Source organism: Deinococcus koreensis (assembly GCF_002901445.1).
In the GTDB taxonomy this organism is placed as follows: domain Bacteria; phylum Deinococcota; class Deinococci; order Deinococcales; family Deinococcaceae; genus Deinococcus; species Deinococcus koreensis.
In genome coordinates, this window is record NZ_PPPD01000002.1 from 34,938 (window position 1) to 59,874 (window position 24,937).

Genomic DNA, 24,937 nt, shown 5'->3' on the forward strand with positions numbered 1-24,937 from the left:
CCCTTACGCCGGCAGCCGGAAGCGCTCCAGGCTGCGTCCCAGGGTCTCGGCCAGCTGCTCGAGCGTTTCGGCGGTCTGGCGACCCTGCTGGGCGGAGTCCTGCGAGTCCTGCGCCACGGCCGCGATCTGCTGCACGGCCTGGTTCATCTGCTCCACGCCCTGCACCTGACCGCGGGTCGACTCGGCCATCTCCTCGGCCAGCTGCGCCGACTGCTCGGCCAGGGCGCCGATCTCGCGCAGGCGTTCCCCGGCGCTGCCGGCCACCTGATAGCCCTGTTCCACCTCGCGGGTGCCGTCCTCGACCGAGACCACCACGTCCTGAATTTCGGCCTGCACGGTCTTGATCAGCCCGGCGATGCGCGCGGTGGCCTGGGAGGAGGTGTCGGCCAGCTTGCGCACCTCGTCGGCGACGATGGAAAAGCGGCTGCCGGCCTCGCCCGCGCCGGCCGCCTCGATGGAGGCATTCAGCGCCAGCAGGTTGGTCTGCCGGGCGATCTGCGAGATGGTGTCCACGATCTCCTGAATCTCCAGCGAGCGGTCACCCAGGGTCTTGATGCGCTTGGCGACCGCCTGCACCTCGCGGCGGATGTTCTGCATGCCGTCCAGCGTGCCGCTCACGGCCGCCTGACCCTGCTGCGAGGCGAGCAGCGCCGCCCGCGCGGTGTCGGCCGAGGACTGCGCGCTGAGCGCCATGGCCCGGATCGCGGCGGTGATCTCCTGCACGCGCTCCGAGACGCGCACAGCCTCGCTGGCGGTCAGCTGCGCGCCCTGCTCGATCTGGGCGGTGGTGCCCAGCATGGCTTTCGAGCCGCCCAGCACCGACTGCGAGGCCCCCTGCACCGAGCGCAGCACCACGCCCAGCTCCTCGGTCATCAGGTTGATGGAGTCCACCACGTTGCCCAGCACGTCCTCGGTGACCAGGCCGCGCCGCGTCAGGTCGCCCTCGGCGATGTCCATGGTCACGTCGAGGAAGCGGCCGATGTTGGCCTGCAGGGCCTCGGCCTCCTGAGCGCGGGCCTGGCTGACCTCGTCGCCCGCGCGCAGCTGGGTTACGGCGTCGTTGAAGGCCCCGGCCACCACGCCCACCTCGTCGCGCGTGTCGACGGGCACGTGGACGCTCAGGTCGCCCCGGCCCAGTCGCTGGGCGCCGCGGGCCAGCTGCGTCAGCGGGCGGGAGATGGCGCGGCCGACCAGCACCAGCAGCAGGACGGCGCCCAGCGTGATCAGCCCCAGAACGCCCAGCTGGGTGTACATGGTGGTGCGCGTCTGGGCCAGCCGCTCGCCCAGCAGCCGGGTGACCTCGCCGCGCCCGACCTGAACGGCTGCGCCCACCTTGTCGCTGGCGGCTTCGAGCGCGTCGGGCTGCAGGCTGCGGTAGTCGCGCAGATCGCTGCCGGCGCCCAGGTTCACGAGCTGGCGGAGGCTCTCGAGATCCTTCACCGCGGCGCCCAGCGTGTTGGTCAGGCTCTCGTCGGCCTGCTGGGCCCGACTGGCGTAGCCCAGGGCGGCGTCGAGCGCCACACCGGTACGGATGGCCTCCTCCTGGAACTGGGGCACGATCAGCGACGCGATGGCCGGCTGGCCCTGCATGCGCTCCAGCGTCTCGGCGAGCAGGTACATGTTCGAGAGCCGCAGCTGCACCTCCGGAAGCTTCGAGAGCGTGCTCTGAATGGCGTAGTAGGTGGTTTCGCGGGGATCGAGCGCCAGGGCGGAGTCGGCCAGCAGGGTCTCCAGGCCGGGCAGCAGCGTTTCCTTGCCGAGCTGGGTCAGGTTGGTGACCGCGAGCATCCCGCCGGGGCCGACGTCACCCTTCTGGAGGGTGGCCCACTGGGCGCCGACCTGCTCGAACGTGGCGCGGGTCTCGTAGAGGCCCCGGTTGCCCGCCCCGCTGGTCAGGGCGTCCAGGGCGGCGCGCACCTTCTGCTCGGCGGTGCGGGCGCCCGCCGGGTCGCTCTCGGTCTTGAAGTTCAGGTACTCGCGCATTCCGCTCTGCAGCTGCTGGAAAGCGCCGAACTGGGAGGCGCCCGCGAGTTCCCGCTGGGTGAAGCTCAGGTTTTCCTGATGCACGCTGACCGCCAGCACCATCACGGCGGCGATCGGCACGGCAAAGGCGAAGGCGCTCAGGGCCAGCTTCTGGCTCACGCTCAGCTGGGCGAGCAGGCCGGTGGCGGCGCGGCGTGCCCGGGTACGGGCGGCCGGGGTGCGCCGGGTGGGGGCGGGGGCAGACAGTCGGTTCAGCATCGGAAGGCTCCTTGAGGTGGGCTCGGTGGGCCGGGACACAGGTGTGCCCGGCGGTGGGTGGGCTCAGGCCAGGCGGAAGTGGGCCAGGCGGCTGTCCAGGGTCTGCGCCAGCTGTTCGAGCTGCTGCGCGGCCTCGCGGGCGCGGGCGGCGGAGAGCTGGGAGGTGCTGGCCACCGCCGCGATGTCCTGCATCCCGCGCGACACCTCACCCACGCTGCTCACCTGACGGTCGGTCGCGCCGGAGATGTTCTGCGCCAGCTGGGCCGTGATGCCCGCCAGGTCGCCGATCTCGCGCAGGCTGGCGCCCGCGGTGCCGGCGATCTCGTACCCCTGCTCGACCTGCGCGGCGTTCGCCCGGATGCCCTGGGCCACTTCGCGGATCTCGCCGCGCAGCGCCCCGACCAGCGCCGTGATGCGCGCGGTGGCGAGGGTCGACTCATCGGCCAGCGTGCGGACTTCGTCGGCCACGATGGCAAAGCGTGTGCCCGCCGGCCCCGCCCCCGCCGCCTCGATCGAGGCGTGCAGCGAGAGCAGGTTGACCTGCGAGGCGATATGCGAGACCGTCTCCACGATCTGCCCGATCTCCTCGGAGCGCACGGCCAGCGCCTGCATGCGCTGCTGGGCTTCCTGCGAGGACTCGCGGATGGAGTTCATGCCCTCCATGGTGGCGCTCACGGCCTGCTGCCCCTGGGTCGAGGCGGCCAGCGTGCGGCGCGAGGCCTCGGCCGAGGCGCGCGCGATCGCGGCCATCTGCCCGATCTCCTGGCTGATCGCGCGCGCCTGCTGCGCGATACGGGCCGTCTGCTCGGTGGTGGCCTGGGTGCCCTCCTCGATCTGCGCCGTCGTCTGGAGCATGGCCTGCGAGCCGCTGGTCACGGTGACCGAGGCGCCGCGCACCTGCCGCAGCGTCTGCGCCAGCTCCTCGGTCATCAGGTTGATGGAGTCCACCACGTTGCCCAGCACGTCCTCGGTGACCTCGCCGCGGCGCGTCAGGTCGCCCTCGGCGATGTCCATGGTCACGTCGAGGAAGGCGCTGACGTTGGCCTGCAGCGCCTCGCGGCTCTGGCGTTCCTGGTCGCGCTCGGCCTCGGTCTGCACCATGCCGCGCAAGCGCACGATGGCGGTGTTGAACGACCGCGCCAGCACGCCCAGTTCGTCGTTCGAGCGCCCGGTCGTCTGCACCGACAGATCCCCCTCACCGACGCGCCGGGCCACCTCCGCCAGGCGCCGCACCGGCTGCACGATGCTCTGGGCGAAGGCCGCCGCGATCAGCAGCGCCACGAGCCCGACCACACCCAGGATGATGGCCAGCGAGGTGCTGGCCTGGCGCGCCTGGGCGGCGATCAGGTCGAGATCCATGCCGATCCGCACGGTGCCGAGCTGGCCGGCGAGCACCGGCACCCGCTGGTCGCTCACGTGCCTCAGGGCGCCGCTCTCGGGGTCGCGGTAGCGGAGCTCGGCCGTGCCTGTGCTGCTGGGGGCCGTGCCCGTGCTGCCGGAAGCCGTACTGGCCGCCCCCGACTGCAGTTCCTCCGGGATGAAGGGCGCGAAGGTGTGGGCGATGGTGCGCTGATCGGCGTCCTGAATGAGCACGTAGGCCACCCCCTGCACCTTGGCGTACTCGTCGATCAGGCTCTGGAGCTGGCTGAGATCCTGGGTGCTGACGTAGCCGGGCATGACGCTGGCCAGCGAGGAGGCGATGGCGCGGCCCTTGGTGCCGAATTCCTCGCCCAGGGCGCCGCGCAGCCGGGCGCCCGAGAGCACGCTCGTGAGCGCCGTCAGGGTGATCAGCAGCAGCAGCAGGAACATCACGATCTTGGCCTGGAGCCCGAGGAAGCGGCCCCGGCGGTCGGCGTCGGGCCGGCTGGCCCCGGCGTCCGCGCTGCGGGGGGCCGGCTCCACGAGGGAGGTGGGAAGGCTGGGGGTGTGTTGCGTCATGAGCGGCTCCATACTGCGGGGAACGGTGTGGCCGGGGCGTGCGGTTCAGGGGACTGCGGGGCTGCGGGCTGCGGTGCCGGCGCGCGCAGATCAGGGCCGGACAGCATCGTTCCAGTCCTGAATGGGCACCCAGCGGCCGCCCTTCACGGTCGTGAAATAGACCTTGTCGAGTCCCTGGTGGTGGCCGGGGGTGAAGCTGACCCGGGCGCCGGTGCCGAGGTCGAAGCTGCTCAGGCGTTCCAGCGAGGCGTAGAAGGCCGATCTCTCCAGCTTTCCGCCGGTGCCGCGCAGTCCCTGCACCAGCACCTTGGCGTTCAGGAAACCCTCCAGACCCACGAAGCTCAGGTCGCGGGGCGTGTAGGTCGCGTCGCGCAGGGCGGCGGGCACCTGTGGGCGCCACTTGGCCATCAGCGCGCGGTACTGGGCCACGGCCGGCAGGGCCACGTTGTCGTAGGTGGGCACCACCTGGGTGTTGAGCAGCGCCCGGGTGTAGTCTCGGCCCGCCGTTTTGCCGGCGTCCTGCAGCAGGGAGAGCAGGTTGTCCGAGCTCACGAACGAGAGGTTGGTGATCGGCACCGTGAAGCCGCCGTCGCGGGCCGAGCGCACGAAGGCGCCGATGCCGGCGTAGGCGCCGGTGCACAGCACGACCTCGACATCGGCGGCCTGCAGGTGCTTGACCGCGCTGCTCATGTCGTCGCCGAACTTGGCGCCGCGCCGGTAGGTCGCCTCGGCCTTGATGCGGCCACCCCGCGCGGCGAGGGCCCGGGCGACGGCGTCGGTGCCGCTGCGCCCGTAGGCGTCGATCTGGTAGAAGACGCCGAATTTGCGGATGCCCATCGCCCAGAGGCGGTCGACCATGGCCTCCATCTCCTGGCGGTAGGACGCGCGCACGTTGAACACGGACTTTCCGTACAGCAGGTCGCGCTGGATCTGGGCGCCGGTCAGGTTCCCCAGCAGCACCAGCCGGTCTTTCTCGTAGGATTTGAGCACCGGCAGGGCCGCCGTCAGGGTGGGGGTGCCGACATAGTTGAAGAGCGTGAAGACCTGCTCCTTGCGGATCAGCTGGATGGTGTTCTCGATGGTCTTCTCCGGCTGATAGGCGTCGTCCAGGGCGATCAGTTCGATCCGGCGCCCGCCCACCCCGCCCGTGGCGTTGACCTCGTCGATCAGCGCCCGGGCGCCGCGGTAGTACTCGGTGCCCAGCCCGGCCGACGCGCCGGTGAACGCGGCGCTCATGCCCACGCGGATGGGGCCGGGCCCGGCGGCCGGGGCGGCGGCCTGCAGGGCCGGCCATCCCAGCAGCGCCAGCGCCGCCAGACGCTGGACAGTGCGGCGCGTCGGCAGTGGGGGAGTGGGGGTCCAGTGTGTCATCGTGGTGGGTCTCCTTCGGGGAACGGGGTTCAGGGAGATGGCGGGGCCGGGAGGCGATGGAGGGGGAGCCAGGGCCCTGGGCACGGGCTTTGGATACTGGTTCAGGGCATGGGTACTGGACTGGTACTGGGCCGCCGCGGCGGGAGCTAGACCCGCTCCAGATGGGCCCGCAGGGCGCCGAGCAGCGGCTGGAGGGAAAGGGGCTGGGCCGTGGCCGGCAGCGGCTCGGGAGCCGCCAGAGCGAGGGCGTCTCCCAGCAGGCCCGCCCCCGGGGTATGGGGTGGCAGGTCGGTCAGGCCGTACACGACGTCGGCGGGTAAGGCGACCGACTCCTGGCCCAGGCGGATCACGATCATCAGCTCGGCCTCGGCGGTGGGCCGATCCAGCAGGCGCGCCAGGTTGACCAGCGGCACCGCCCGGCCGTGCACGGCGCTCAGCCCGAGCAGCAGCGGGTCGGCCTGCGGCAGGCGCGTGACCGGGGCCCGCGGCATCACCTCGCAGTCCTGCTCGGTCAGGGCCAGCTGGAGGCCCGCCAGACCGAACACCAGGGCACGCGCCACGCCGATCCTCAGCTCACGTGCCGGGACACGATGCCCAGCACCTGCTCGGGGGTGTACGGCTTGACCACGTAGTCCACGGCGCCCTGGCGCAGGCCCCATTTGACGTCGCTGTCGTTGCCCTTGCTGGACACGAAGATGACCTTCAGATCCGCCAGCTCGGGGAGGCGCTTCAGGGCGCGGGCCACGTCGTAGCCGCTGCGGCCCGGCATGACCACGTCGATCATCACGAGTTCGGGACGCTCGCGCAGCGCTGCCGCCTCGACCTCGGCCGGGTCGCTCACGGCGGTCACGGTGTGGCGGCCCGGCAGCAGGGCGGCTTCGAGAAATTTCAGGTCGGCTTGGGAATCATCAACAATCAGGACGCGGGCCATGGGTTCCTCCGGGAACAGGATCAGGAAATGGGGGACGGGGTGGGGGATGCCGGCTCGGGGCGAGCTCGGTGCGGGTTCAGGCGTGGGCGCAGGGCCGACTCAGGGGCACAGGACAGTAGGGCTCAGTCGGCGGCCACCGGCTCCAGTCCAGCGCCCGCCTCCAGCTCGTCCGCCGCGTCGCGGCTGCCCGAGGCGTCCATGGCGATGGTGGCGATGGCCAGGCCGATCAGCAGGAACGACACGATGCCGATCATCAGGGCCAGCAGGCTGTGGTTGGCGCCCGCGAAGGTGGTGATGGTCTGCAGCGTGGCCTGCGGATCGGCCGTGTAGCGCAGCGCCGCCATGCCGGTGTAGTGCATCCCGGTGATTGCCACGCCCATCACCAGGGCGGCCAGCACCTTGGCGCCCAGCAGCATCGAGCGGCGCTGGTGCTGCGCCCAGTCGCTGGCGAGCTGTTTGAAGAGGAACAGGGCCACCATGCTGGCGCCCACAGCGATCGCCACCGAGGCCACCAGCGGCCCCCACAGCACCGTGACGACCGTTCCGGGCAGCTGGTAGGCCGCCATGCCCGAGTAGTGCATGATCACGATGCCCGAACCGGCGATCACGCCCGCCGCGCTCAGACGGCCCGCACTCAGGGGGCCGGCGTGCAGGATCCGCAGCGCCGGATACACCAGCAGCGCGGCCGCCACGCCCGAGAAGATGGTCAGGGGCACCTTGAAGCCCGACGGCGAGTTGACCTGCAGGGCCATCATGCCGACAAAGTGCATGGCCCAGATGCCGTAGCCCAGCAGCAGCGCCTGGGCGACCAGCCAGAAGTGGGTGGAGCCGATCGCGCGCTGGCGGCCGGCGCGCGCCGCCAGTTCCAGCGACACGAACGAGGTGAGGGTGGCGATGACGTACGACAGGCCGACGTAGCCGAAGTTCCAGGTCTGACTCAGGTGGGCATGTTCCATGATGAACTGACCCTAGGCTGGGTCAGCCCACATCTTTCTTACAATTTGCCGACCTGGAGGGCGAATTCCAAGTTTTTCACAAAGCCCCCCCCGACATGCGGTCGCCGGCACCCCGGAATGTCCGCCGACGTTTAAAATTGACGTCCACGTACACTCCGCCCTATGCTGAGCCCCTCAGCCCACTCGTTCCACTCCCTGGAGGACTCCCCATGTCATTGAAGGAACTCTTCGACCTGAGCGGCCAGACCGCCCTCATCACCGGCGGCTCGCGCGGCCTGGGGCTGCAGATCGCCGAGGCCCTGGGCGAATACGGCGCCACCGTGGTGCTCACCGCCCGCAAGCAGCACGAGCTGGACGAGGCGCAGGCCCATCTGCGGTCTCTGGGAATCACGGCCCACGTCTACGCGGGCGACCTGGGCGCCCCGGACACCATCGACCCCGTGGTGGAGCGCATCGTGCAGGAGGTCGGCCCCATCGACATCCTGGTCAACAATGCCGGCGCCACCTGGGGCGCGCCCACCGTGGATCACCCGCTGGACGCCTGGATGAAGGTCATGAACGTCAACGTGAACGGCCTCTTCCTGATCACGCAGTCGGTGCTGCGCCGCTCGATGCTGCCGCGTGGCCGGGGCCGCGTCGTGAACATCGCGTCCGTGGCGGGGCTGCGGGGCAACGACCCGCGCATGGCCGCCACGCTGGCCTACAACACCTCCAAGGGGGCGGTGGTGAACTTCACCCGCGCCCTGGCGGCCGAGATGGCCGACAAGGGCATCACGGTGAACGCCATCTGCCCCGGCTACTTTCCCACCAAGATGACCAAGGGCACGCTGGCCTACGGCGAGCAGGCCATCCTGGAGCACACGCCCATGCGCCGCCTGGGCACGGACGCCGACCTGAAGGGCCTCGCGCTGCTGCTGTGCTCGGGCGCCAGCGCGTACATCACCGGCCAGAACATCGCCGTCGACGGCGGCATCACCTCCGTATGACGGGTGACCTGACCGGCGGGAACGGCCTGGACAGCCCCGGCGCCCGGGAGCTCGTCCGGCGCGGCATCCACGGCAGCGCCTACACCAGCGCCCTGGGCACCCGCCTGCGCCACTTCGCGGCCGGGCGCGTGGAGATCGAACTCGACCTGCGCCCGGATCTGACCCAGCACCACGGGCAGGCCCACGGCGCCGTGCTGGGCTACCTGGCCGACACCGTGAGCGCCTGGGCCGCCGCCAGCGTGGCCGGCGACGTGGTGACCACCGAGTACAAGATCAACTTCCTGAGCGCGGCGCGGGGCGAGACCCTCTGGGCACGCGGCGAGGTGCTGCGCGCCGGCAGGCGTCAGGTGGTCGTGCGCGCCGACGTGTACGCCAGCCAGAGCGGTCAGGACACCCTGGTCGCCACGGCGCTGGCCACCGTGGCCCCCGTGGGCCGGGAGCCCTGATGCGGCCCGAGGCCCTGCCCTCGCACCTCGGCCGGGAGGTCGCGCTCTCCGGGTGGGTCGAGGTGGATCAGGCGCGCATCGACGCCTTCGCGCACGCCACCGGGGATCACCAGTTCATCCACGTCGATCCTGAGCGCGCGCTGAGCGGCCCCTTCGGCACCACCATCGCCCACGGTTTCCTGACCCTCTCGCTGCTCGCCGGCGAGTTCATGTCGCGCGGCGGCTCGCCCGAGATCGAGGGCGCCCGCCTGGTCGTGAACTACGGCCTGAACCGGGTGCGCTTCATCACCCCCGTGCGGGCCGGAGCGCGCCTGAGGAACCGGGCCGTGCTGCAGGCGGCCGAGCCCGGCGCCGGTTTCGTGCAGATCACGGTGGCGAACACGGTGGAGATTGAGGGCGAAGCCAAACCTGCCTGCACCGCCGAGAGCGTGTTCCGGGTGTACCTGTGAGGCCCGCCCGGCTGCTGCTGGGCCTGGGGGCCCTCGGTGGGCTGGCCGGTCTGGCGTGGCTGCGGCGCACCCCGGCTCCCATCCAGGCCCGCGCCTGGGCCGGCCTCCCGCCCGCGCCGCCGGCCGACTCCGGCCCCTACGCCGACAACGGCCGGCTGGAGGGGGCCAGCCTCTTCGACCCCGTGCCGGGTCGCCGGGCGCCGGAATCGACCGCCGTGGACGCCCAGGGCCGCGTCTATGCCAGCTTCGACGGCGGCATGGTCTACCGCTTCGCGCCGGACGGTACGCGCCCCGAGCCCTTCGCCGACACGGGCGGGCGGCCGCTGGGCCTGAGGCTGCACCCGGACGGCGACCTGCTGGTGGCCGACGCCCTGAAGGGCCTGCTGCGCTGCACGCCGGGCGGCGAGGTGGGCAGGCTGGCCACCGTCACGGTGCTGGCAGACAGCGCCCAGGGCCTGCCCCTGGGTTTCACCGACGACCTGGATATCGACTCCCAGGGCCGCTATGTCTACTTCACCGACGCCAGCAGCCGCTACCGCTGGCCCGACGAACTGCTCGACCTGCTGGAACATGGCGGGCACGGCCGGGTGCTGCGCCACGACCTGCAGGGCGGCGAGACGACCGTGCTGCGCAGCGGCCTGAACTTCCCCAACGGCGTGACGCTCACCGCAGACGGCTCGGCCCTGCTGGTCACCGAGACGGGCGCGGCGTGCATCCACCGCCTGTGGCTCTCGGGCCCGCAGGCCGGCGTCTGGGACGTCTTCGTGGCCAACCTGCCGGGCTACCCGGACAACATCCGTGCCGACGGCCAGGGCACGTACTGGGTCGCGCTGCCCAGCCGCCGCACGCCGCTGCTGGACGCCACCGCCCGGCTGCCGTGGCTGCGAGACCTCGTCGCCCGGCTGCTGGCCCACGTGAAGCTGCCGCTCAAGGAGGAAGCGCTGCTGGTGGCGCTGGACGACCAGGGGCAGGTCGTGGCCTACGCGACGGGGGGCGGCCCCGGCACCTATTCGTACATCACCCAGGTGCTGCCGCACGGCGGAGATTTGCTGCTCAGCTCCCTGCACCAGCCCACCGTGGCGCGCATTCCGCTCTCCCAGGTGCGCGGGGAGCGCGCGTGATCCCCGGCACCGTCTACACCCTGGAGCGCGAGGGAGAGGTGCTGGGCACGCTGACGGTGAGCGGTTCGGACGCCCTGGCCATCCATGCCGACTTCCAGGCCACGCCCGCCTTCGCGCCCTACCGCGAGCTGTTCAACCAGGAGGCCCTGCTGACCGGGCGCCTGGCCCGCAACCCCTCGCCCGCGCTGCTGGAGGAGGCCGAGGCCGTGCTGGAGCGTCTCCTGTCCCTCAAGCTGATCCTGCGCCGCGAGGGGAACCTGGGCTACCGCACCGTGCTCGTCAGCATCGAGAGCGACCGGGCCTCGTTTCGCCCCCTGACCCCCGAGGAGGAACCCCTATGACCGTATTCGACGTGTCCCCCCGCTCCACGGATCTGCGTGAGCGCCTCAGTGCCTTCATGGCCGAGCACATCTACCCCAACGAGGCCGAGATCGCCCGCCAGATCAATACCGGCGACCGCTGGCAGCACCTGCCGCTGATCGACGAACTCAAGCCCAGGGCGCAGGAGGCCGGGCTCTGGAACCTCTTCCTGCCGCCCGCCAGCAGCCGGGACGGGAAGTACGGCGCGGGCCTGAGCAACCTGGAATACGCCGGGCTGTGCGAGATCATGGGCCGCGTGTGGTGGGCGCCCGAGGTCTTCAACTGCTCGGCGCCCGACACCGGCAACATGGAGGTGCTCTCGCGCTACGGCACGCCCGAGCAGCAGGAGCAGTGGCTCATTCCGCTCCTGAACGGCGAGATCCGCTCGGCTTTCTCGATGACCGAGCCCGACGTGGCCTCCAGCGACGCCACCAACATCCAGTCCAGCATCACCCGGGACGGCGAGGACTACGTCATCAACGGCGAGAAGTGGTGGACGAGCGGCGCCGGCGACCCCCGCTGCGTCATCTCCATCTTCATGGGCAAGACCGAACCACAGGCCGAGCGGCATCTGCAGCAGAGCATGATCCTGGTGCCGCTGGACGCGCCTGGGGTGACCAAAGAGCGCATGTTGACGGTCTTCGGCTACGACGACGCCCCGCACGGTCACGCGCAGATGGGTTTCAAGGACGTGCGCGTGCCCGCCACCAATATGCTGCTGGGCGAGGGTCGGGGCTTCGAGATCGCGCAGGGCCGCCTGGGGCCGGGCCGTATCCACCACTGCATGCGGCTGATCGGACAGGCTGAGCGGGCGCTGGAACTGATGGTGCAGCGCGCCTCGCAGAGGGTCGCCTTCGGCAAGACACTGCTGGGCCATCAGCACGTCCGCGAGGCCATCGCCGAGAGCCGCATGGAGATTGATCAGGCCCGGCTGCTCACCATGAACGCCGCGCACATGATGGACACCGTGGGCAACAAGGCGGCGCGCGGGCAGATCGCCGCCATCAAGGTCGTGGCGCCCAATGTGGCGCTGCGGGTCATCGACCGCGCCATCCAGGTCTACGGCGGCGCGGGGGTCAGCCAGGACACGCCGCTGGCGATGATGTACGCCCAGGCCCGCACCCTGCGCCTCGCGGACGGCCCGGACATCGTGCACGCCGAGACGGTGGCGAAGGTGGAGATCGGGCGGCAGGGCGTGGGGGGATCCCGCTCAGCGTAACTCACTCCCCGAAGCGAAGTAAGGAGTAAAGTAAGGAATGACACCCAAGACGGCTGAACCCGGTGTGCATCAGGCGAAGGTGACCAGCAAAGGTCAGGTGACCATTCCCAAAGCCGTCCGAGACCGGCTGAACCTGCAAGAGGGCAGCATCCTCAATTTCATCGAAGAGGGCGAGACGGTCATCCTCCAGCCCCAGCGGAGGGCCAGACGCAGTTTTCACGAGGCGATCGGCACGCTGGATCCGGAGGGCATGACCGCGGACGAGTATGTCAGCAGCCTTCGGCATGGCCCCGGCGACCGGGAGGCACTGCAGAGCGGGGGGGGTGGCCCGAAGCGCGTCGTCCGGATCAGTGACCTTCTTATGGGGCGCGAGCAGTTGTGATGGTGACCTGCCTGGATACCAACGTCATCCTGTCGTTGCGGTTTCAGGAGCCCACGGCCCCACAGGTGGCCACCCTGTTGGACAGGCTCGACCGCGTCATGGTCTGTGGCCCGGTGGTGGTCGAACTCAGCCCCCGTGATCCCGGAGCCGAAGGGTGGCTGAGCCAGCAGGGCATCGAGATCGACTGGACGCTGGATCAGGCGGTCTGGCGGCGGGTGGCCCTGCTGCACCGTGAGCACGCCCTTCGCCAGCGCCGATCAGGAGGGGGAGCGCCCCGGCGTGTGCTTACCGATTACCTGATCGGCGCCCACGCGGAGGTCAACGGCTACGCCCTGTGCACGCTCAACGCCCGCGATTACCGGTCGTTCACCGAGTTGACGGTGCTGGTCGCCGGGCAGGACGACTCGTAATAGCGGTGGACAGCCGGACACGCCACAGCCGCAGGCCACTGAGGAGCCCAGAGCTGCGAAGTTGAGGGCCAACCGTTCCATCGCAACCGGCTACCCCTGCGCGGGACTGTGACCTCCGAGGCCCGCCGACAATCCAGATGCACAATCGCCTCGTCCGCCATCCACCCAGCTGCCGCGGGCCAGCAACACAAGGAGTTCACCCATGAAATTCAAGGACAAGATCATCGTCGTCACCGGCGCTGCCTCGGGCATCGGCCTCGCGCTGGCCTCCCGCTTCGTGCAGGAGGGCGCGGTCGTGATCGCCTCCGACCGCAACGCCGAGGTCGGGGCGCAGAAAGCGGGTGAGATCGGGGCCCGCTTCTTCGCGGCCGATATCGGGCAGGAGGAAGGCGTGAGGGGCCTGATCGACGACGTGCTGGCGCAGGAGGGCCGCATCGACCTCTTCTGCTCGAACGCCGGCATCGCCATCGGCGAGGGGCCAGAGACGCCCGACAAGCAGTGGGATCTGATCCACCGCGTGAACGTGATGAGCCACGTCTGGGCGGCCCGCCACCTGCTGCCGCACATGCTGGAAAGAGGCGAGGGCTACCTGCTCAACACTGCCTCGGCGGCGGGCCTGCTCACCGAGCTGCACTCCGCCCCCTACGCGGTGACGAAGCACGCGGCGCTGGCCTTCGCCGAGTGGCTGGCGATCACCTACGGCGAGAGGGGCATCAAGGTGGCCTGCCTGTGCCCCGAAGGCGTCTGGACGCCGATGATCCAGAACGCGCCGATCCTGCAGCAGACGGCCATCAGCACAGACGAGCTGGTCGAGAGGACGCTGGAGGTGCTGCGCGCGGACGGCTTCCTGATCACGACCCACCCCACCACCCTGAAGTCGTTTCAGAACAAGGCGAACGACTATGACGGGTGGATCGGCAAGATGCGCCATCTGCGGAGCAAGGCGATGGCGCTGCTGGAGGGCCACGCCCCGTTTCCCGGGGGCGCCCGGCCATGACCGGCGACACCGCGCCCGTGCGGCCCGGTGAGGAGCTGCCGCTGGAGGCCCTGCGGGAGGCCCTGCGGGGCCGCGTGGCGGGCGACGTGGACGCCCTCAGCGTCGAGCAGTTCCCGGGCGGCTTCTCCAACCTGACCTACCTCCTGCGGCTGGGCGAGCAGGAGTACGTGCTGCGTCGGGCGCCGCTGGGGCCGGTGGCGAAGGGCGCGCACGACATGGCCCGCGAGGCGAGGTTGCTGGAGAAGATCCACCCCGCCCTGCCGGTGGCCCCTCGGCCCGTGCTGGTCGTGGAGGATGAGAGCGTGATCGGCTCGCCCTTCTATCTGATGGAGCGGAGAAAGGGCGTGGTGGTCAGGACACGGCTGCCGGGCGAGTACGCCGCCCTCCCCGACGCCCCCCGGCGGCTGTCCATGGCCCTGATCGACACCCTGGCCGACCTGCACGCGGTGGATATCGATGCGGCGGGCCTGCGCGACCTCGGCAAACCGGAGGGTTTCAATGCCCGGCAGGTGGCGGGCTGGGCGGGCCGCTGGCGCCGGGCGCGCGAGGCGCTGAAGGACACGGGCGACCTGCCGCCCCCGGCGCAGCTGCGCGACGAGCTGGTGATCGCCTGGCTAGAGGCGCACACACCCCCCGAGAGTGCCCACACCCTGGTGCACAACGATTTCAAGCTCGACAACCTGATGCTCGACCCGGCCGATCCGGGCCAGGTCACCGCGCTGCTCGACTGGGAGATGACCACCGTGGGCGACCCGCTGGTCGATCTGGGGCTGACCCTGACCTACTGGACGATGCCCGAGCTGCCGGGCGGCGCGCCGAACCGCGTGGGCGCGGCCTCGGCGGGCTTCCTGAGCCGTGACGAACTGGTGGCCCGCTACGAGGAGCGCACTGCTCGTCACGTGACGAGCAGCCTGCCCTGGTATGAGGTGCTGGGCCATTTCAAGCTCGCCGTGATCGTGCTGCAGATCTTCGCCCGCTACCGCGCGGGGCAGACCAGTGACCCCCGCTTCGCGCCCCTGGCCGGACAGGCGACCTGGCTGATCGGTGAGGCGTGGCGGCGCATCAGTGAACAGGGCACTAGTTCGGGGGAAGACGGGCAGAGCGGGGGCACGCTTGAGTGAGCTGATCCTGGTGCGCCACGGTCAGGCGACCCCCTTCCAGGCCGACACGGATCAGCTCTCCCCACTGGGCGAGGCGCAGGCCCGCGCGGTGGGGGAGGCCCTGGCCGCCCAGGGGGTTCGCCCGACCCACGTCCTGCACGGGTCTCTGGTGCGTCAGCGGCGCACGGCGGAACTGGCCGCCGCCCCCGACTGGCCCGCGCCGACCCTCGACCCCCGCCTGTCGGAATACGACGGCGACGGGCTGGTGCGGACGCTCGCGCCGCTACTGGCGGAGCGTGACCCGGCCCTCGCCGCGCTGAGCGAAGCCTTCGCCGCCCAGCGCGGCGGCCCGGAGCGCAACCGGGCCTTCCAGAAGTACCTCGAAGCGCTGGCGGCCGCGTGGCAGGCCGGCACCCTGACCCACCCGGAGGTCGAGGGCTGGGCCGACTTCCAGGGACGGGTGCGCTCGGCCCTGGCCGATCTCCTGCGCCTGCCCTCCGGTTCCACCGTGCTGGCCTTCACGAGTGGCGGCGTGATCGGCCTCATGGTCGCCCTGGCCCTGGACGCCCCCGGCGCCTCGGCCCTGGCGCTGAACTGGCGTGTGAAGAACGGCAGCGTCACGCGGCTGACCTTCGGCGGCGGGCGGCTCAGCCTGGACTCCTTCAACGAGATCCATCACCTGAGCCCTGAGCTGCGCTCCTGGCGCTGAGAGGTCATGGGGCGGCCGGAGTCAGAATCGTCTCGATCCTCGCCAGCTCGTCCTCGCCCAGCGGCCCGGCGTTCAGGGCGCCCAGGGCGTCCGTGATCTGGGCCGGGCGGCTGGCGCCGATCAGGGCCGAGGTGACCTCCGGATGGCGCAGCACCCACGCCAGCGCGAGCTGGGCCAGGGTCTGCCCGCGTTCCTGCGCCAGCGCGTTCAGGGCGGCGATCTGGGCGAGCCGCTGCGGGGTCACCTGATCGGCCTTCAGGAATCCGGTGGCGCTGGCCGCGCGGGAGTCCTCCGGAATGCCGCGCAGGTACCTGTCGGTCAGCAGGCCCTGCGCGAGCGGGCTGAAGACGATGGCGCCCACCCCCTCGTCGCGCAGCGCCGGCAGCAGCCCGCCCGGTTCCAGCCAGCGGTCGAACATCGAGTACCTGGGCTGGTGCAGGACGAAGGGCGTGCCCTGACTCCGCAGCAGGGCGGCCGCGCGGCGGGTCAGGTCGGCCGGGTAGTTGCTCACGGCGGCGTACAGCGCCCGCCCACTCCGGACGATCTGCCCCAGCGCCGCCATCGTCTCTTCCAGCGGCGTCTCCGGATCGGGGCGGTGGTGGTAGAAGACGTCTACATAGTCCAGGCCCAGGCGCTTCAGGCTGGCGTCCAGCGAGGCGATCAGGTATTTGCGGCTGCCCCAGTCGCCGTAGGGGCCGGGCCACATGGTGTAGCCGGCCTTGGTCGAGACCACCAGCTCGTCCCGGAAGGGGGCCAGATCCTCCCGCAGCAGCCGCCCGAAGGTCTCCTCGGCGCTGCCGGGGGGCGGCCCGTAGTTGTTGGCGAGGTCAAAGTGGGTGACGCCGCCGTCGAAGGCCGTGCGCACCATGGCCCGCGCGTGCTCGTGCCGATCCACCCCGCCGAAGTTGTGCCACAGCCCCAGCGAGATGGCCGGCAGCTTCAGGCCGCTGCGGCCCGCGCGGCGGTAGGGGAGGGTGTCGTAGCGCTCGGGCGGGGGAGAATAGACCATGGAGACCTCGGGGGCAGGGAAGGGGGTTCGGGCGGCGCGGTCGTCCAACGGGTCGGTGTATGGGCCTCTGGAGGGAGATGAACGAGTGGCCCACCACGCAGTGAGTCCACATTGAGGTGGCAGGATCAACCATACCGCGCCCCAATCCGGCGGTCGGCGGCCGAAGCTGTCCGACCCGCCGGGCAGGGGTTCCAGACGTCCGCCCGGCGCCGAGGCCCGGCGCTCTCGCCCGTCACCGGGGGACGTCTCGACTGAAGGGTGCCGGAGCCTGGGATACTTGGTGACGGTCACGGCCGGCGGGGCTCCTGTGTCCATGTCGCTCCACGCGAATTCGGGGCACATCTGGACAACCTCTGGCCCCCTCTCTGGCGGCACAGCACCGTACAGGGCGGTGGCCGCCCGGGCTTCGTCCCGGCTCAGCCAGAGTCGACTCCCACCTTGTCCCCATGCCCACGCCGATCCCCCAGCCCGGCGGGCCCGCTTCCGGAGGTTCCATCATGCCCACGCGCCCCCTGTTCCTGTCTGCCCTCACCCTCAGTCTCCTGTCGCCCCCTGCAGGCGCCCAGGCCAGCGCCGTCAAGATCGGGGTGATCATGCCCTTCTCCGGCGTCTACGCCTCCATCGGTGAGGAGGGCTGGCGCGGGCTGACGCTGTACCTGGACTCCATCGGCAACAAGGTCGCGGGCCGGGCCCTGACGCTCGTCCGTGAGGACGAGGAGGCCGACCCGGCGGTGGCGCTGCGCAAGGCCAGCAAACTGATCAGCGCCGACCGGGTCGACCTGCTGGCCGGCGTGGTGCTCACGCCCAGCGCCTACGCCCTGGCGCCGGTGGTGGAAAAGGCCCAGGTGCCGCTGGTGGTCTTCAACGCGCTGGGCAACGGCCTGACCCGCGAGCGCGGCAACCCCTACGTGTTCCGGGCCTCAGGCACCGGCTGGCAGTTCAGCCACCCCTTCGGCCGGTACGTGGCCGGCAAGGTCAGCAAGAACACCTTCCTGCTGGGAGCGGACTACTCCTTCGGCCGGGACTCGGTGGCCGACTTCAAGGCCTCGTACACCGCGGCCGGGGGCAAGGTGGCGGGTGAGGTCTACACCCCGCTGGGCAGCGCCGATTTCAGCCCGTACCTGGCGCGCATCGCCGCCGCGAAGCCGGACGCGCTGTACGCCTTCCTGAGCGGCAGCGACGCCGTGCTGTTCATGAAGCAGTTCGTGCAGTTCGGCCTGAACAAGACCGTCAAGCTCGCCGTCTCGGGCGAGATGGTCGACGAGAAGCTGCTGGACTCGGTGGACCGGGGCGTCGCCGGGGCGCTCAGCGTGGGGCCCTGGGTGCAGGATCTGGACAACGCCCAGAACCGGCTGTTCGTGGGCGCCTACCGCAAGAAGTATGGGGACGCGCCCGGCGTTTTCGCCCTGCGCGGCTGGGACACCGCCCACGTGATCGTGGGGGCGCTGAAGAAGACCGGCGGCAACGTGAGCGACAAGGCCGCCCTGCTGGCCGCCCTGCGGGGCGTGACCTTCCCGTCGCCGCACGGCAACTTCCGCTTCGACCCGGCGACGCAGAACGTGGTGCACAACATCTACGTGCGCCAGGTGGTCGTGGGCGCCGGTGGGCTGACCAACAAGACCGTGACGTTCCTGGGCTCCTACGCCGATCCGGGCAAGTGAGCCGGTCGTCCGGTCTTCGCCGGAGAGGGCCACGGCCTTCGTCGCCCGGCGCCCCTGCCCGCTCCCGCCCCGCCCACCGCTGACATGCAACTCGCTCTCTTCGCGCTGCTGAACAGCCTGGCCTTCGGAATGCTGCTGTTCCTGCTCTCGGCCGGCTTCTCGCTGATCTTCGGGGTGGCCCGGGTCGCCAACCTCGCGCACGGGGCCTTCTACGTGCTGGGCGCCTACCTCGGCTTCTCCGTGACGCAGGCGGCGGGGCCCTTCTGGCTGGGGGTGCTGGTCGCCACCCTGGCCGGGGCGGCGCTGGGCGTGCTGGCCGAGCGGCTGCTGCTCTCGCGGCTGCGCGGCCAGGAACTGCCCCAGGTGCTGGCGACCCTGGGGCTGAGCTTCGTGCTCGCCGACCTGATCCGGGCGGTCTGGGGCGCCGACATCCGCTCGGTGTCGCCGCCCGCTCCCTTCGACGGGCCGCTCACGCTGGGCGGCCTGCTCTTCCCCAGCTACCCCTTCGTGGTGACCGGCCTGGGGGTGTCGGTGTTCCTGGTCATGCGCCTGGTGCTGCGCCGCACGCTGGCGGGCGCGCAGATCCGCGCGGTCACGGCCGACCCCGTCATGGCCGGCACGCTGGGCCTGTCGGTGCCAAAGATTTCCGCCCTGACCTTCGCGGCCGGCATCGGGCTGGCGGCCTTCGGGGGGGCGGTCGGCAGCCCGCAGCTGGCCCTGAGCCCCACCCTGGACGCCCGCATGACCCTCTTCGCGCTGATCGTGGTGGTGATCGGCGGGCTGGGCAGCCTCGAGGGCGCCTTCATCGCGGCGCTGCTGGTCGGGCTGGTGAGCGGTTTCGGCGCGGTGTACGCCCCGGCGCTGGCCGAGGTCATTCCCTTCGCGCTGATGATCCTGGTGATCGCCCTGCGCCCCCAGGGCCTGCTGGGCCGCCGCGTGGGGAGCGCGTGAAGACGGCGCGCCCACTGCTGATCGGGGGGGTGGCCCTGGCCCTGCTGCTGCCCGCGCTGCTGGGCGGCTACCCGCTGTACCTGGCGACCGAGGCGCTGTGCTGGGCCATCGCCGCCGCCGCGCTGGATCTGCTGGTCGGCTACCTGGGCCTGACCCCGCTGGGCCACATCGCGATGTGGGGACTCGGTGCCTACGCCGCGGCGCTGATGATGCGGGCAGGGCTACCACTGCCGGCCGCGCTGCCCCTGAGCGCCCTGGTCGCCACGCTCTACTCGGCCCTCACGGCGCCGCTGGCGCTGCGGGCGGGCGGCATCTTCTTCACCCTGGTCACGCTGGCCTTCGCCCAGATGCTGCAGGTGCTGGCCGACCGCTGGACGGCCGTGACCGGCGGCACCGACGGCCTGAATGTCCAGAGCGGCCTGAGCGAGCCGGGCCTGTACCTGCTCACGCTGGGCGCCGCCGCGCTGAGCCTGCTCGTCCTGACCCAGCTGGTGCGCTCGCCCTTCGGCCGCGTGCTGGAGGCCATCCGGCAGAACGAGCCGCGCGCCCGCGCGCTGGGTTACCCGGTCTTCGCGTACCGCTACGGCGCGGTGCTGATCGCCTCGGCGTTCATCGGGCTGGCGGGCGCGCTGGGCGCCGCCCACCGCGGCATCGTGACCCCCGGCGACCTGGCGTGGCTGCAGAGCGCCGTGCTGCTGATCATGGTGCTGCTGGGCGGCGCCCGGACGCTCTGGGGGCCGGTGCTGGGCGCCGCGCTGTATATCGGCCTGCAGGCGGCCGTCAGTTCGCGCACCGACCTGTGGGCCGGGCTGGTGGGCCTGCTGCTGCTGGCGCTGGTGCTGGGCGGGCGCGGCGGCCTGTGGGCGCTGACCCGGCGGGGGCGGGCGTGAACGCCGGGCCGGGGCTCGCCCTGCGGGTGGAAGGGGTCAGCCGGAGTTTCGGCGGGGTGCGGGCGCTGCGGGAGGTGAGCCTGGACGTGCCGGCCGGCGCGCGTCACGCGGTCATCGGGCCCAACGGGGCGGGCAAGAGCACCCTCTTCCGGGTGGTCAGCGGCGAGGCGCCGCCCAGCGCGGGCGCAGTGAGCCTGGACGGGCGCACGATCACCGGCCTCTCGCCGGGCCGGCTGGCGGCGCTGGGGCTGGCCCGCTCCTTCCAGACCAGCAGCCTGTTCCCGCAGGAAAGCGTGCTGGACAACGTGGTGCTCGCCGCGCTGGCGGGGCTGCCGGGACGGCGGCAGCTCTGGCGGCCTCTGTCGGGCCAGACGGAGGCGATCCGGCGGGCCCAGGAGGCGCTGGCGGGCATGGGCCTCGCCGGGCGGGCCTTTGAAAGCGCCGCCACCCTCTCGCACGGCGAGATGCGCCAGCTGGAACTGGCGATGGTGCTGGCGCAGCGCCCCCGCCTGCTGCTGCTGGACGAGCCGCTGGCGGGCCTCTCGGCGCCCGAGCGGGAGCGGGTGGCGAACCTGATCCTGAACCTGCCGCGCGACCTGACCCTGGTGCTGATCGAGCACGACCTAGCCTTCTGCCTGCGCTTCGCCGACCGGATCACGGTGCTCAGCGGCGGCGAGGAGGTCGCCACCGGCACCCCGGACGAGATCCGCGCCAGCGCAGCGGTGCAGGCCGTGTATGTGGGCGCCGCCCTGGAACGCCCGGGTCGCCCGTCCGCGCCCGCCCGCCCGGCGCCCCTCCTGCGGGTGGGGGGGCTGGGCGCCGCCTACGGCCGCGCCACCGCGCTGCAGGGCGTGTCGCTGGAGGTCGGCCCCGGCGAGGTGCTGGCGGTGCTGGGCCGCAACGGCATGGGCAAGACGACCCTGCTCACCACCCTGATGGGCTGGCGCCCTGCTGTCCACGGCACGGTCACGCTGGCCGGCCAGGACGTCACGGCGCTGGGGCCCGCGGAGCGCAGCCGCGCCGGGATGGCGCTGGTGCCGCAGGGGCGCCGGATGCTGGCCGGGCTGAGCGTGGACGAGGAGCTGCGTCTCGCGGCCCGGCCCGGCCGCTGGACGCTGCCACACGTCTACGAGACCTTTCCCCGCCTGCACGAGCGCCGGTTCAGCCTGAGCACTACCCTCTCGGGCGGGGAGCAGCAGATGGTGGCGATCGGCCGGGCGCTGTTGCAGAACCCGGCAGTGCTACTGCTCGACGAACCCACCGAGGGCCTCAGCCCACAGCTGGTCGGCGTGGTGCAAGGCGTGCTGCTGCAGCTGCGAGGCGCCGGCGAGACCGTCCTGCTGGCCGAGCAGAACCTCGATCTGGCGCTGGCGGTGGCCGACCGGGTCTGCGTGCTCGACCACGGCGCGCTGGCCTGGGCAGGCGACGCCGCCCACCTGGCCGGGAACCGCGCGCTGGTGCTGGAGTTGCTGGGGGTGTAGGGGACGGGCCGCCAGGGCCTGCCCAGAACTTTCCTGAACCATCCAAGGGGGTCGGCCGCTTCCATTGTCCCCCGGACACGACCTGGGCCGCGCCGCTCACCTTGAGGGCGGTCTGGTCATCGATAGCGTACCCCCTTCCTTCACGCCAGCGGCCCACCGTTCGGCGTGGGCCCGCGTGTTCCCCGGCAACAGCGCGTGATCCAGGTGGGGGAAGATCGACCCCGCCCAGCGCGCATCGCCTCCGGTGAGCGGGATCCAGCCGACGACCTCCTTGCCGATCCGTGGGGTCTTCACCACACTGCCGGCGCTCAGCCCCACCCAGACGGTCTCGCGCAGCGAGGGCAGGCGGCACCAGTCTATCCCTCAGTGGTTCCTTTTCGGAAACCATGCCACCAAAATGAAACCTCTTCACAAAGTGAATCGCCGCTGGTAGCGTGATTTTCCGGAGATTGACGCTCAGGTGGGCGGTCGTCCACCGCTGGAGGCACCCATGAACGAACTGGTTTTGACCTATGGAGCAGGGGGAACGCAGGGCGCGCCGGTGGCGCACGGTCTGCTGGCGGCGGGCTACCGCGTGCGGGCGCTGGTGCGCGACGTGCAGAAGAACCGCGCCCTGCAGGAGGCGGGCGCCGAGGTGGTGGCCGGCGATCTGGCTGACCCCGAGAGCGTGCGCCGCGCCACCGAGGGCGTGGAGCGGGTCTTCCTGATGCTGCCCTTCACGGGCGGCGGCAATCCGCTCGACTACGCGCACAACGCCATCTCGGCGGCGCGTGAGGCCGGCGTGAAGCTGCTGGTGCTCAACACCAGCGGGCAGACGCCCCGGCAGAGCACCGGCCTGCCCATGCTGGACTACCGCATCCACCTCGAACAGGGGCTGCGGGAGAGCGGCGTGCCCAGCATCGTCCTGCGCCCCTACGCGTATATGGAAAACCTGCTGGGGCCGTGGGTCTTGCCCCGCCTGCAGCAGGAGGGCGTGCTGGCCTACCCGACCGAGGCAGAGCGGCCCATCTCGTGGATCGCCGCGCAGGATCTGGGCCGCTTCGCGGTGGCCGCCCTCGGGCGCCCGGAGCTGGCCGGTCAGGCCTTCGACCTGGGCGGGCCCCAGGCGTTGACCGGCCCGGAGATGGCGCAGGCCTTCACGCGCGCCCTGGGCCGCGACATCCGCTACCAGGCCATCTCGCCCGAGGAATTCGGGGCCATCATGGGCCGCATGATGGGCCCGGAAGCGGAGGCCGGCATCGTCGCCGCCTACCGCGCCTCGGCCGCCGCACCCCTGGACGCCATGGTGGTCGACATGGCCGGGGTGCTCGGGGCGCTGCCCGTGCCCCAGACCCCGCTGGAGGACTGGGTACGCCAGCACGCGGCGCTGTTCGGGGGCGCGCCGGCGCCGGCCAGCGCGGCCGGCGCGGCGGGATGAGGGCGGCCCGCTTCCACCGCTTCGGCGATCCGGGCGTGCTGCAGCTCGACGAGGTCGCCTGGCCCGCGCCCCGGCGCGACGAGGTGCTGATCCGCGTGCATGCGTCGAGCATCAACGGCACCGACCTGAACCTGCGGGGCGGCGGCCTGGGCCTCCTGATGGCCAGCCAGCTGCCCTTCACTCCGGGCTTCGACGTGGCCGGCGAGGTGGTGGGCTGCGGGCCCCAGGTCACCGCCTTCCGGCCGGGCGACCGGGTGTACTCGCTGCTGGGGCACCGGGGCGGCGGCGCGGCCGAGTACGTGGCCGTGCGGCAGTCGCGCGTGGGCATGGCGCCCCAGGGCACCGATCTGGTGAGCGCCGCCGCCGTGCCGCTTTCGGGCCTGACCGCGCTGCAGGCCCTGCGAGGCGAGGGGCGGCTGCAGCCCGGCCGGACGGGCGTGCGGGTGCTGGTCTACGGCGCCTCGGGCGGTATCGGGGCCTTCGCCGTGCAGCTCGCGCGCATCCTGGGCGCGCACGTGACCGGGGTGGCCCGGCCCGCCAAGCTGGACTACGTGCGCTCCCTGGGGGCCGACGTGGTGCTGTCCACCGAGGAGCTGGACTGGACGGCGGCCCACGAACCCTGGGACGTGATTCTGGATAGCCCGCCGGCGCTGAGCTTCGAACAGGTGCGCCCGGCGCTGGGCGATCAGGGCACGCTGGTGAGCGTGCGCGGCCTCCCCAACCGCCTGTCGGACGCCGCCGCCATGCTGGGGCGCGGCGGGCCCCGCTTCGCCTCCGTCAGAACCGCCGAGCGCGGCCTCGACCTGGCCTTCCTGAGCCGGCTGATCGAGAGCGGTGAGCTGAAGATTCCGGTCGACCGGGTCTTCGCGCTGGACGACATCCAGGCCGCCCACCGCTACGCCGAGGGCACAGAGGTGCGCGGCAAGGTCGTGGTGTCGGTGGTGGAGGGCGGGGGCAGCTGAAGCCGTCCCGGCCTGACCCGCCTCAGGGCAGCGTGTTCCCGGCCGCGAGCAGGATGGCGTACCACTCCTCCCGCGTCAGGTGAACCTCGCTGGCCCGGCAGCAGTCCTGCAGGCGCTGGACGGTGGTGGTGCCGGTCACCGGCTGCATCTTCGCCGGATGGCGCAGCAGCCAGGCCAGGGCGATGGTCGTGTTGCTGACCCCGTACTTCGCCGCGATCTCATCGATCTTGGCGTTCAGCTCGGGGAATTTCGGGTTGTCCAGGAAGACCCCCTCGAAGAAGCCGAACTGGAAGGGCGACCAGGGCTGGATGGTGAGGTCGTGCAGCCGGCAGTAGTCCAGGACGCCGCCGTCGCGGTCGACCGCCTGGGCGTTTTCCATATTCACGTTGAACCCGCGCGTGATCATGGTGGCGTTGGTGATGCTGAGCTGCAGCTGGTTGGCGACCAGGGGCTGCCTGACCGACTGCTTCAGCAGCTCGATCTGCATCGGTGTCTGGTTGGACACGCCGAAATGGCGCACCTTGCCGGCACGTTCCAGCTCGTCGAAGGCGGCGGCCACCTCGTCGGGCTCCACCAGCGCGTCGGGGCGGTGCAGCAGCAGGACGTCCAGGTACTCGGTCTTCAGGCGCCTGAGGATGCCGTCCACCGAGGCCAGGATGTGCTCGCGCGAGAAGTCGAACATGCCGGGACGGATGCCGCACTTGGACTGCAGGATCAGGCCCTCGCGCACCGAGGCACTCATGTGAACGGCGTCGGCGAAGATCTCCTCGCACTGTCCCTGGCCATAGATGTCGGCGTGGTCGAAGAAATTCGCGCCCTGCTCCAGCGCGGCCCCCACGAAGCGTTCGGCCGCCGTCATGTCCAGCGCATTGATCCGCATACAGCCGACGGCCACCACCGGCACGTCCAGTTGAGAGCTGCCAAGTTTCATGGTTCGCATAGGGCTGTCC

The 24,937-nt window shown here is 71.4% G+C and carries 25 protein-coding genes; 17 read left to right on the forward strand and 8 right to left on the reverse strand.

Annotated elements, in window-relative coordinates:
• Positions 1-3: 3 nt before the first annotated feature.
• The 6 genes from CVO96_RS21485 to CVO96_RS16790 all read right to left on the reverse strand — a co-directional run bounded on the left by CVO96_RS21485 (position 4) and on the right by CVO96_RS16790 (position 7,437).
• Complete coding sequence (locus CVO96_RS21485; protein ID WP_279327020.1) at positions 4-2,241, reverse strand: methyl-accepting chemotaxis protein; 2,238 nt, start codon at positions 2,239-2,241, stop codon at positions 4-6.
• A gap of 63 nt (positions 2,242-2,304) precedes the next feature.
• On the reverse strand, positions 2,305-4,179 hold the full coding sequence (locus CVO96_RS16770; RefSeq protein WP_165795401.1) for a methyl-accepting chemotaxis protein: 1,875 nt from the start codon (positions 4,177-4,179) through the stop codon (positions 2,305-2,307).
• Positions 4,180-4,269: 90 nt separating this feature from the next.
• Entirely contained in the window at positions 4,270-5,550 is a 1,281-nt protein-coding gene (locus CVO96_RS16775; RefSeq protein ID WP_103313607.1) for an ABC transporter substrate-binding protein, read from the reverse strand.
• 146 nt (positions 5,551-5,696) lie between these two features.
• A complete protein-coding gene (locus tag CVO96_RS16780) occupies positions 5,697-6,110 on the reverse strand; it encodes a chemotaxis protein CheW (RefSeq protein WP_165795402.1) in 414 nt (137 codons plus the stop codon).
• 8 nt (positions 6,111-6,118) lie between these two features.
• On the reverse strand, positions 6,119-6,481 hold the full coding sequence (locus CVO96_RS16785) for a response regulator (RefSeq protein WP_103313609.1): 363 nt from the start codon (positions 6,479-6,481) through the stop codon (positions 6,119-6,121).
• A gap of 122 nt (positions 6,482-6,603) precedes the next feature.
• Entirely contained in the window at positions 6,604-7,437 is an 834-nt protein-coding gene (locus CVO96_RS16790; RefSeq protein WP_103313610.1) for an MHYT domain-containing protein, read from the reverse strand.
• 209 nt (positions 7,438-7,646) lie between these two features.
• Here CVO96_RS16790 and CVO96_RS16795 point away from each other — a divergent pair, with 209 nt between their 5' ends.
• From CVO96_RS16795 to CVO96_RS16845, 11 genes are all read left to right on the forward strand, one after another.
• A complete protein-coding gene (locus CVO96_RS16795) occupies positions 7,647-8,423 on the forward strand; it encodes an SDR family oxidoreductase (RefSeq protein WP_103313611.1) in 777 nt (258 codons plus the stop codon).
• Positions 8,420-8,869: a PaaI family thioesterase gene (locus CVO96_RS16800; protein WP_103313612.1), complete on the forward strand. Its 450-nt coding sequence runs from the start codon at positions 8,420-8,422 to the stop codon at positions 8,867-8,869. Before CVO96_RS16795 ends, CVO96_RS16800 begins: the two co-directional genes overlap by 4 nt.
• Positions 8,869-9,318 carry a MaoC family dehydratase gene (locus CVO96_RS16805; protein WP_103313613.1) on the forward strand — a complete coding sequence of 150 codons (450 nt, stop codon included), beginning with the start codon at positions 8,869-8,871 and terminating at the stop codon, positions 9,316-9,318. The genes CVO96_RS16800 and CVO96_RS16805 overlap by 1 nt, the downstream gene beginning before the upstream one ends.
• Positions 9,315-10,439 (forward strand): SMP-30/gluconolactonase/LRE family protein, encoded by a 1,125-nt coding sequence (locus CVO96_RS16810; RefSeq protein WP_243398477.1) that lies wholly within the window; start codon positions 9,315-9,317, stop codon positions 10,437-10,439. Before CVO96_RS16805 ends, CVO96_RS16810 begins: the two co-directional genes overlap by 4 nt.
• Positions 10,436-10,780, forward strand: a complete 345-nt coding sequence (locus tag CVO96_RS16815; protein ID WP_103313614.1) for a hypothetical protein — start codon at positions 10,436-10,438, stop codon at positions 10,778-10,780. The genes CVO96_RS16810 and CVO96_RS16815 overlap by 4 nt, the downstream gene beginning before the upstream one ends.
• Positions 10,777-12,018 carry an acyl-CoA dehydrogenase family protein gene (locus tag CVO96_RS16820; protein ID WP_103313615.1) on the forward strand — a complete coding sequence of 414 codons (1,242 nt, stop codon included), beginning with the start codon at positions 10,777-10,779 and terminating at the stop codon, positions 12,016-12,018. Before CVO96_RS16815 ends, CVO96_RS16820 begins: the two co-directional genes overlap by 4 nt.
• A 37-nt stretch (positions 12,019-12,055) precedes the next feature.
• Positions 12,056-12,400 carry an AbrB/MazE/SpoVT family DNA-binding domain-containing protein gene (locus CVO96_RS16825; RefSeq protein ID WP_103313616.1) on the forward strand — a complete coding sequence of 115 codons (345 nt, stop codon included), beginning with the start codon at positions 12,056-12,058 and terminating at the stop codon, positions 12,398-12,400.
• Positions 12,401-12,402: 2 nt separating this feature from the next.
• Positions 12,403-12,810 (forward strand): type II toxin-antitoxin system VapC family toxin, encoded by a 408-nt coding sequence (locus tag CVO96_RS16830; protein ID WP_165795403.1) that lies wholly within the window; start codon positions 12,403-12,405, stop codon positions 12,808-12,810.
• Positions 12,811-13,012: 202 nt separating this feature from the next.
• Positions 13,013-13,807 (forward strand): SDR family oxidoreductase, encoded by a 795-nt coding sequence (locus tag CVO96_RS16835; protein WP_103313618.1) that lies wholly within the window; start codon positions 13,013-13,015, stop codon positions 13,805-13,807.
• On the forward strand, positions 13,804-14,928 hold the full coding sequence (locus tag CVO96_RS16840; protein WP_103313619.1) for a phosphotransferase family protein: 1,125 nt from the start codon (positions 13,804-13,806) through the stop codon (positions 14,926-14,928). The genes CVO96_RS16835 and CVO96_RS16840 overlap by 4 nt, the downstream gene beginning before the upstream one ends.
• Positions 14,921-15,616, forward strand: coding sequence for a histidine phosphatase family protein (locus CVO96_RS16845; RefSeq protein ID WP_103313620.1), 696 nt, complete (start codon positions 14,921-14,923; stop codon positions 15,614-15,616). The genes CVO96_RS16840 and CVO96_RS16845 overlap by 8 nt, the downstream gene beginning before the upstream one ends.
• Positions 15,617-15,620: 4 nt before the next feature.
• Here CVO96_RS16845 and CVO96_RS16850 read toward each other — a convergent pair whose 3' ends face one another.
• Positions 15,621-16,673, reverse strand: a complete 1,053-nt coding sequence (locus CVO96_RS16850) for an aldo/keto reductase (RefSeq protein WP_341476187.1) — start codon at positions 16,671-16,673, stop codon at positions 15,621-15,623.
• Positions 16,674-17,122: 449 nt separating this feature from the next.
• On the opposite strand from CVO96_RS16850, the gene CVO96_RS16855 reads away from it, so the two are divergent.
• The 6 genes from CVO96_RS16855 (at position 17,123) to CVO96_RS16880 (ending at position 23,987) form a co-directional block, all read left to right on the forward strand.
• The gene (locus tag CVO96_RS16855; protein WP_165795404.1) at positions 17,123-18,286 is read left to right on the forward strand and encodes an ABC transporter substrate-binding protein; all 1,164 of its coding nucleotides are present in this window, start codon (positions 17,123-17,125) and stop codon (positions 18,284-18,286) included.
• A gap of 84 nt (positions 18,287-18,370) precedes the next feature.
• Positions 18,371-19,237, forward strand: a complete 867-nt coding sequence (locus CVO96_RS16860) for a branched-chain amino acid ABC transporter permease (RefSeq protein ID WP_103313622.1) — start codon at positions 18,371-18,373, stop codon at positions 19,235-19,237.
• A complete protein-coding gene (locus tag CVO96_RS16865; protein ID WP_103313623.1) occupies positions 19,234-20,127 on the forward strand; it encodes a branched-chain amino acid ABC transporter permease in 894 nt (297 codons plus the stop codon). Before CVO96_RS16860 ends, CVO96_RS16865 begins: the two co-directional genes overlap by 4 nt.
• Positions 20,097-21,608, forward strand: a complete 1,512-nt coding sequence (locus CVO96_RS16870; RefSeq protein WP_207795356.1) for an ATP-binding cassette domain-containing protein — start codon at positions 20,097-20,099, stop codon at positions 21,606-21,608. Before CVO96_RS16865 ends, CVO96_RS16870 begins: the two co-directional genes overlap by 31 nt.
• A gap of 490 nt (positions 21,609-22,098) precedes the next feature.
• On the forward strand, positions 22,099-23,025 hold the full coding sequence (locus CVO96_RS16875; RefSeq protein ID WP_103313624.1) for an SDR family oxidoreductase: 927 nt from the start codon (positions 22,099-22,101) through the stop codon (positions 23,023-23,025).
• Positions 23,022-23,987: an NADP-dependent oxidoreductase gene (locus CVO96_RS16880; protein ID WP_103313625.1), complete on the forward strand. Its 966-nt coding sequence runs from the start codon at positions 23,022-23,024 to the stop codon at positions 23,985-23,987. The genes CVO96_RS16875 and CVO96_RS16880 overlap by 4 nt, the downstream gene beginning before the upstream one ends.
• Before the next feature lie 22 nt (positions 23,988-24,009).
• Here the strand turns inward: CVO96_RS16880 and CVO96_RS16885 are convergent, their stop codons facing one another.
• Positions 24,010-24,927, reverse strand: coding sequence for an aldo/keto reductase (locus CVO96_RS16885; RefSeq protein WP_103313626.1), 918 nt, complete (start codon positions 24,925-24,927; stop codon positions 24,010-24,012).
• Positions 24,928-24,937 lie beyond the last annotated feature (10 nt).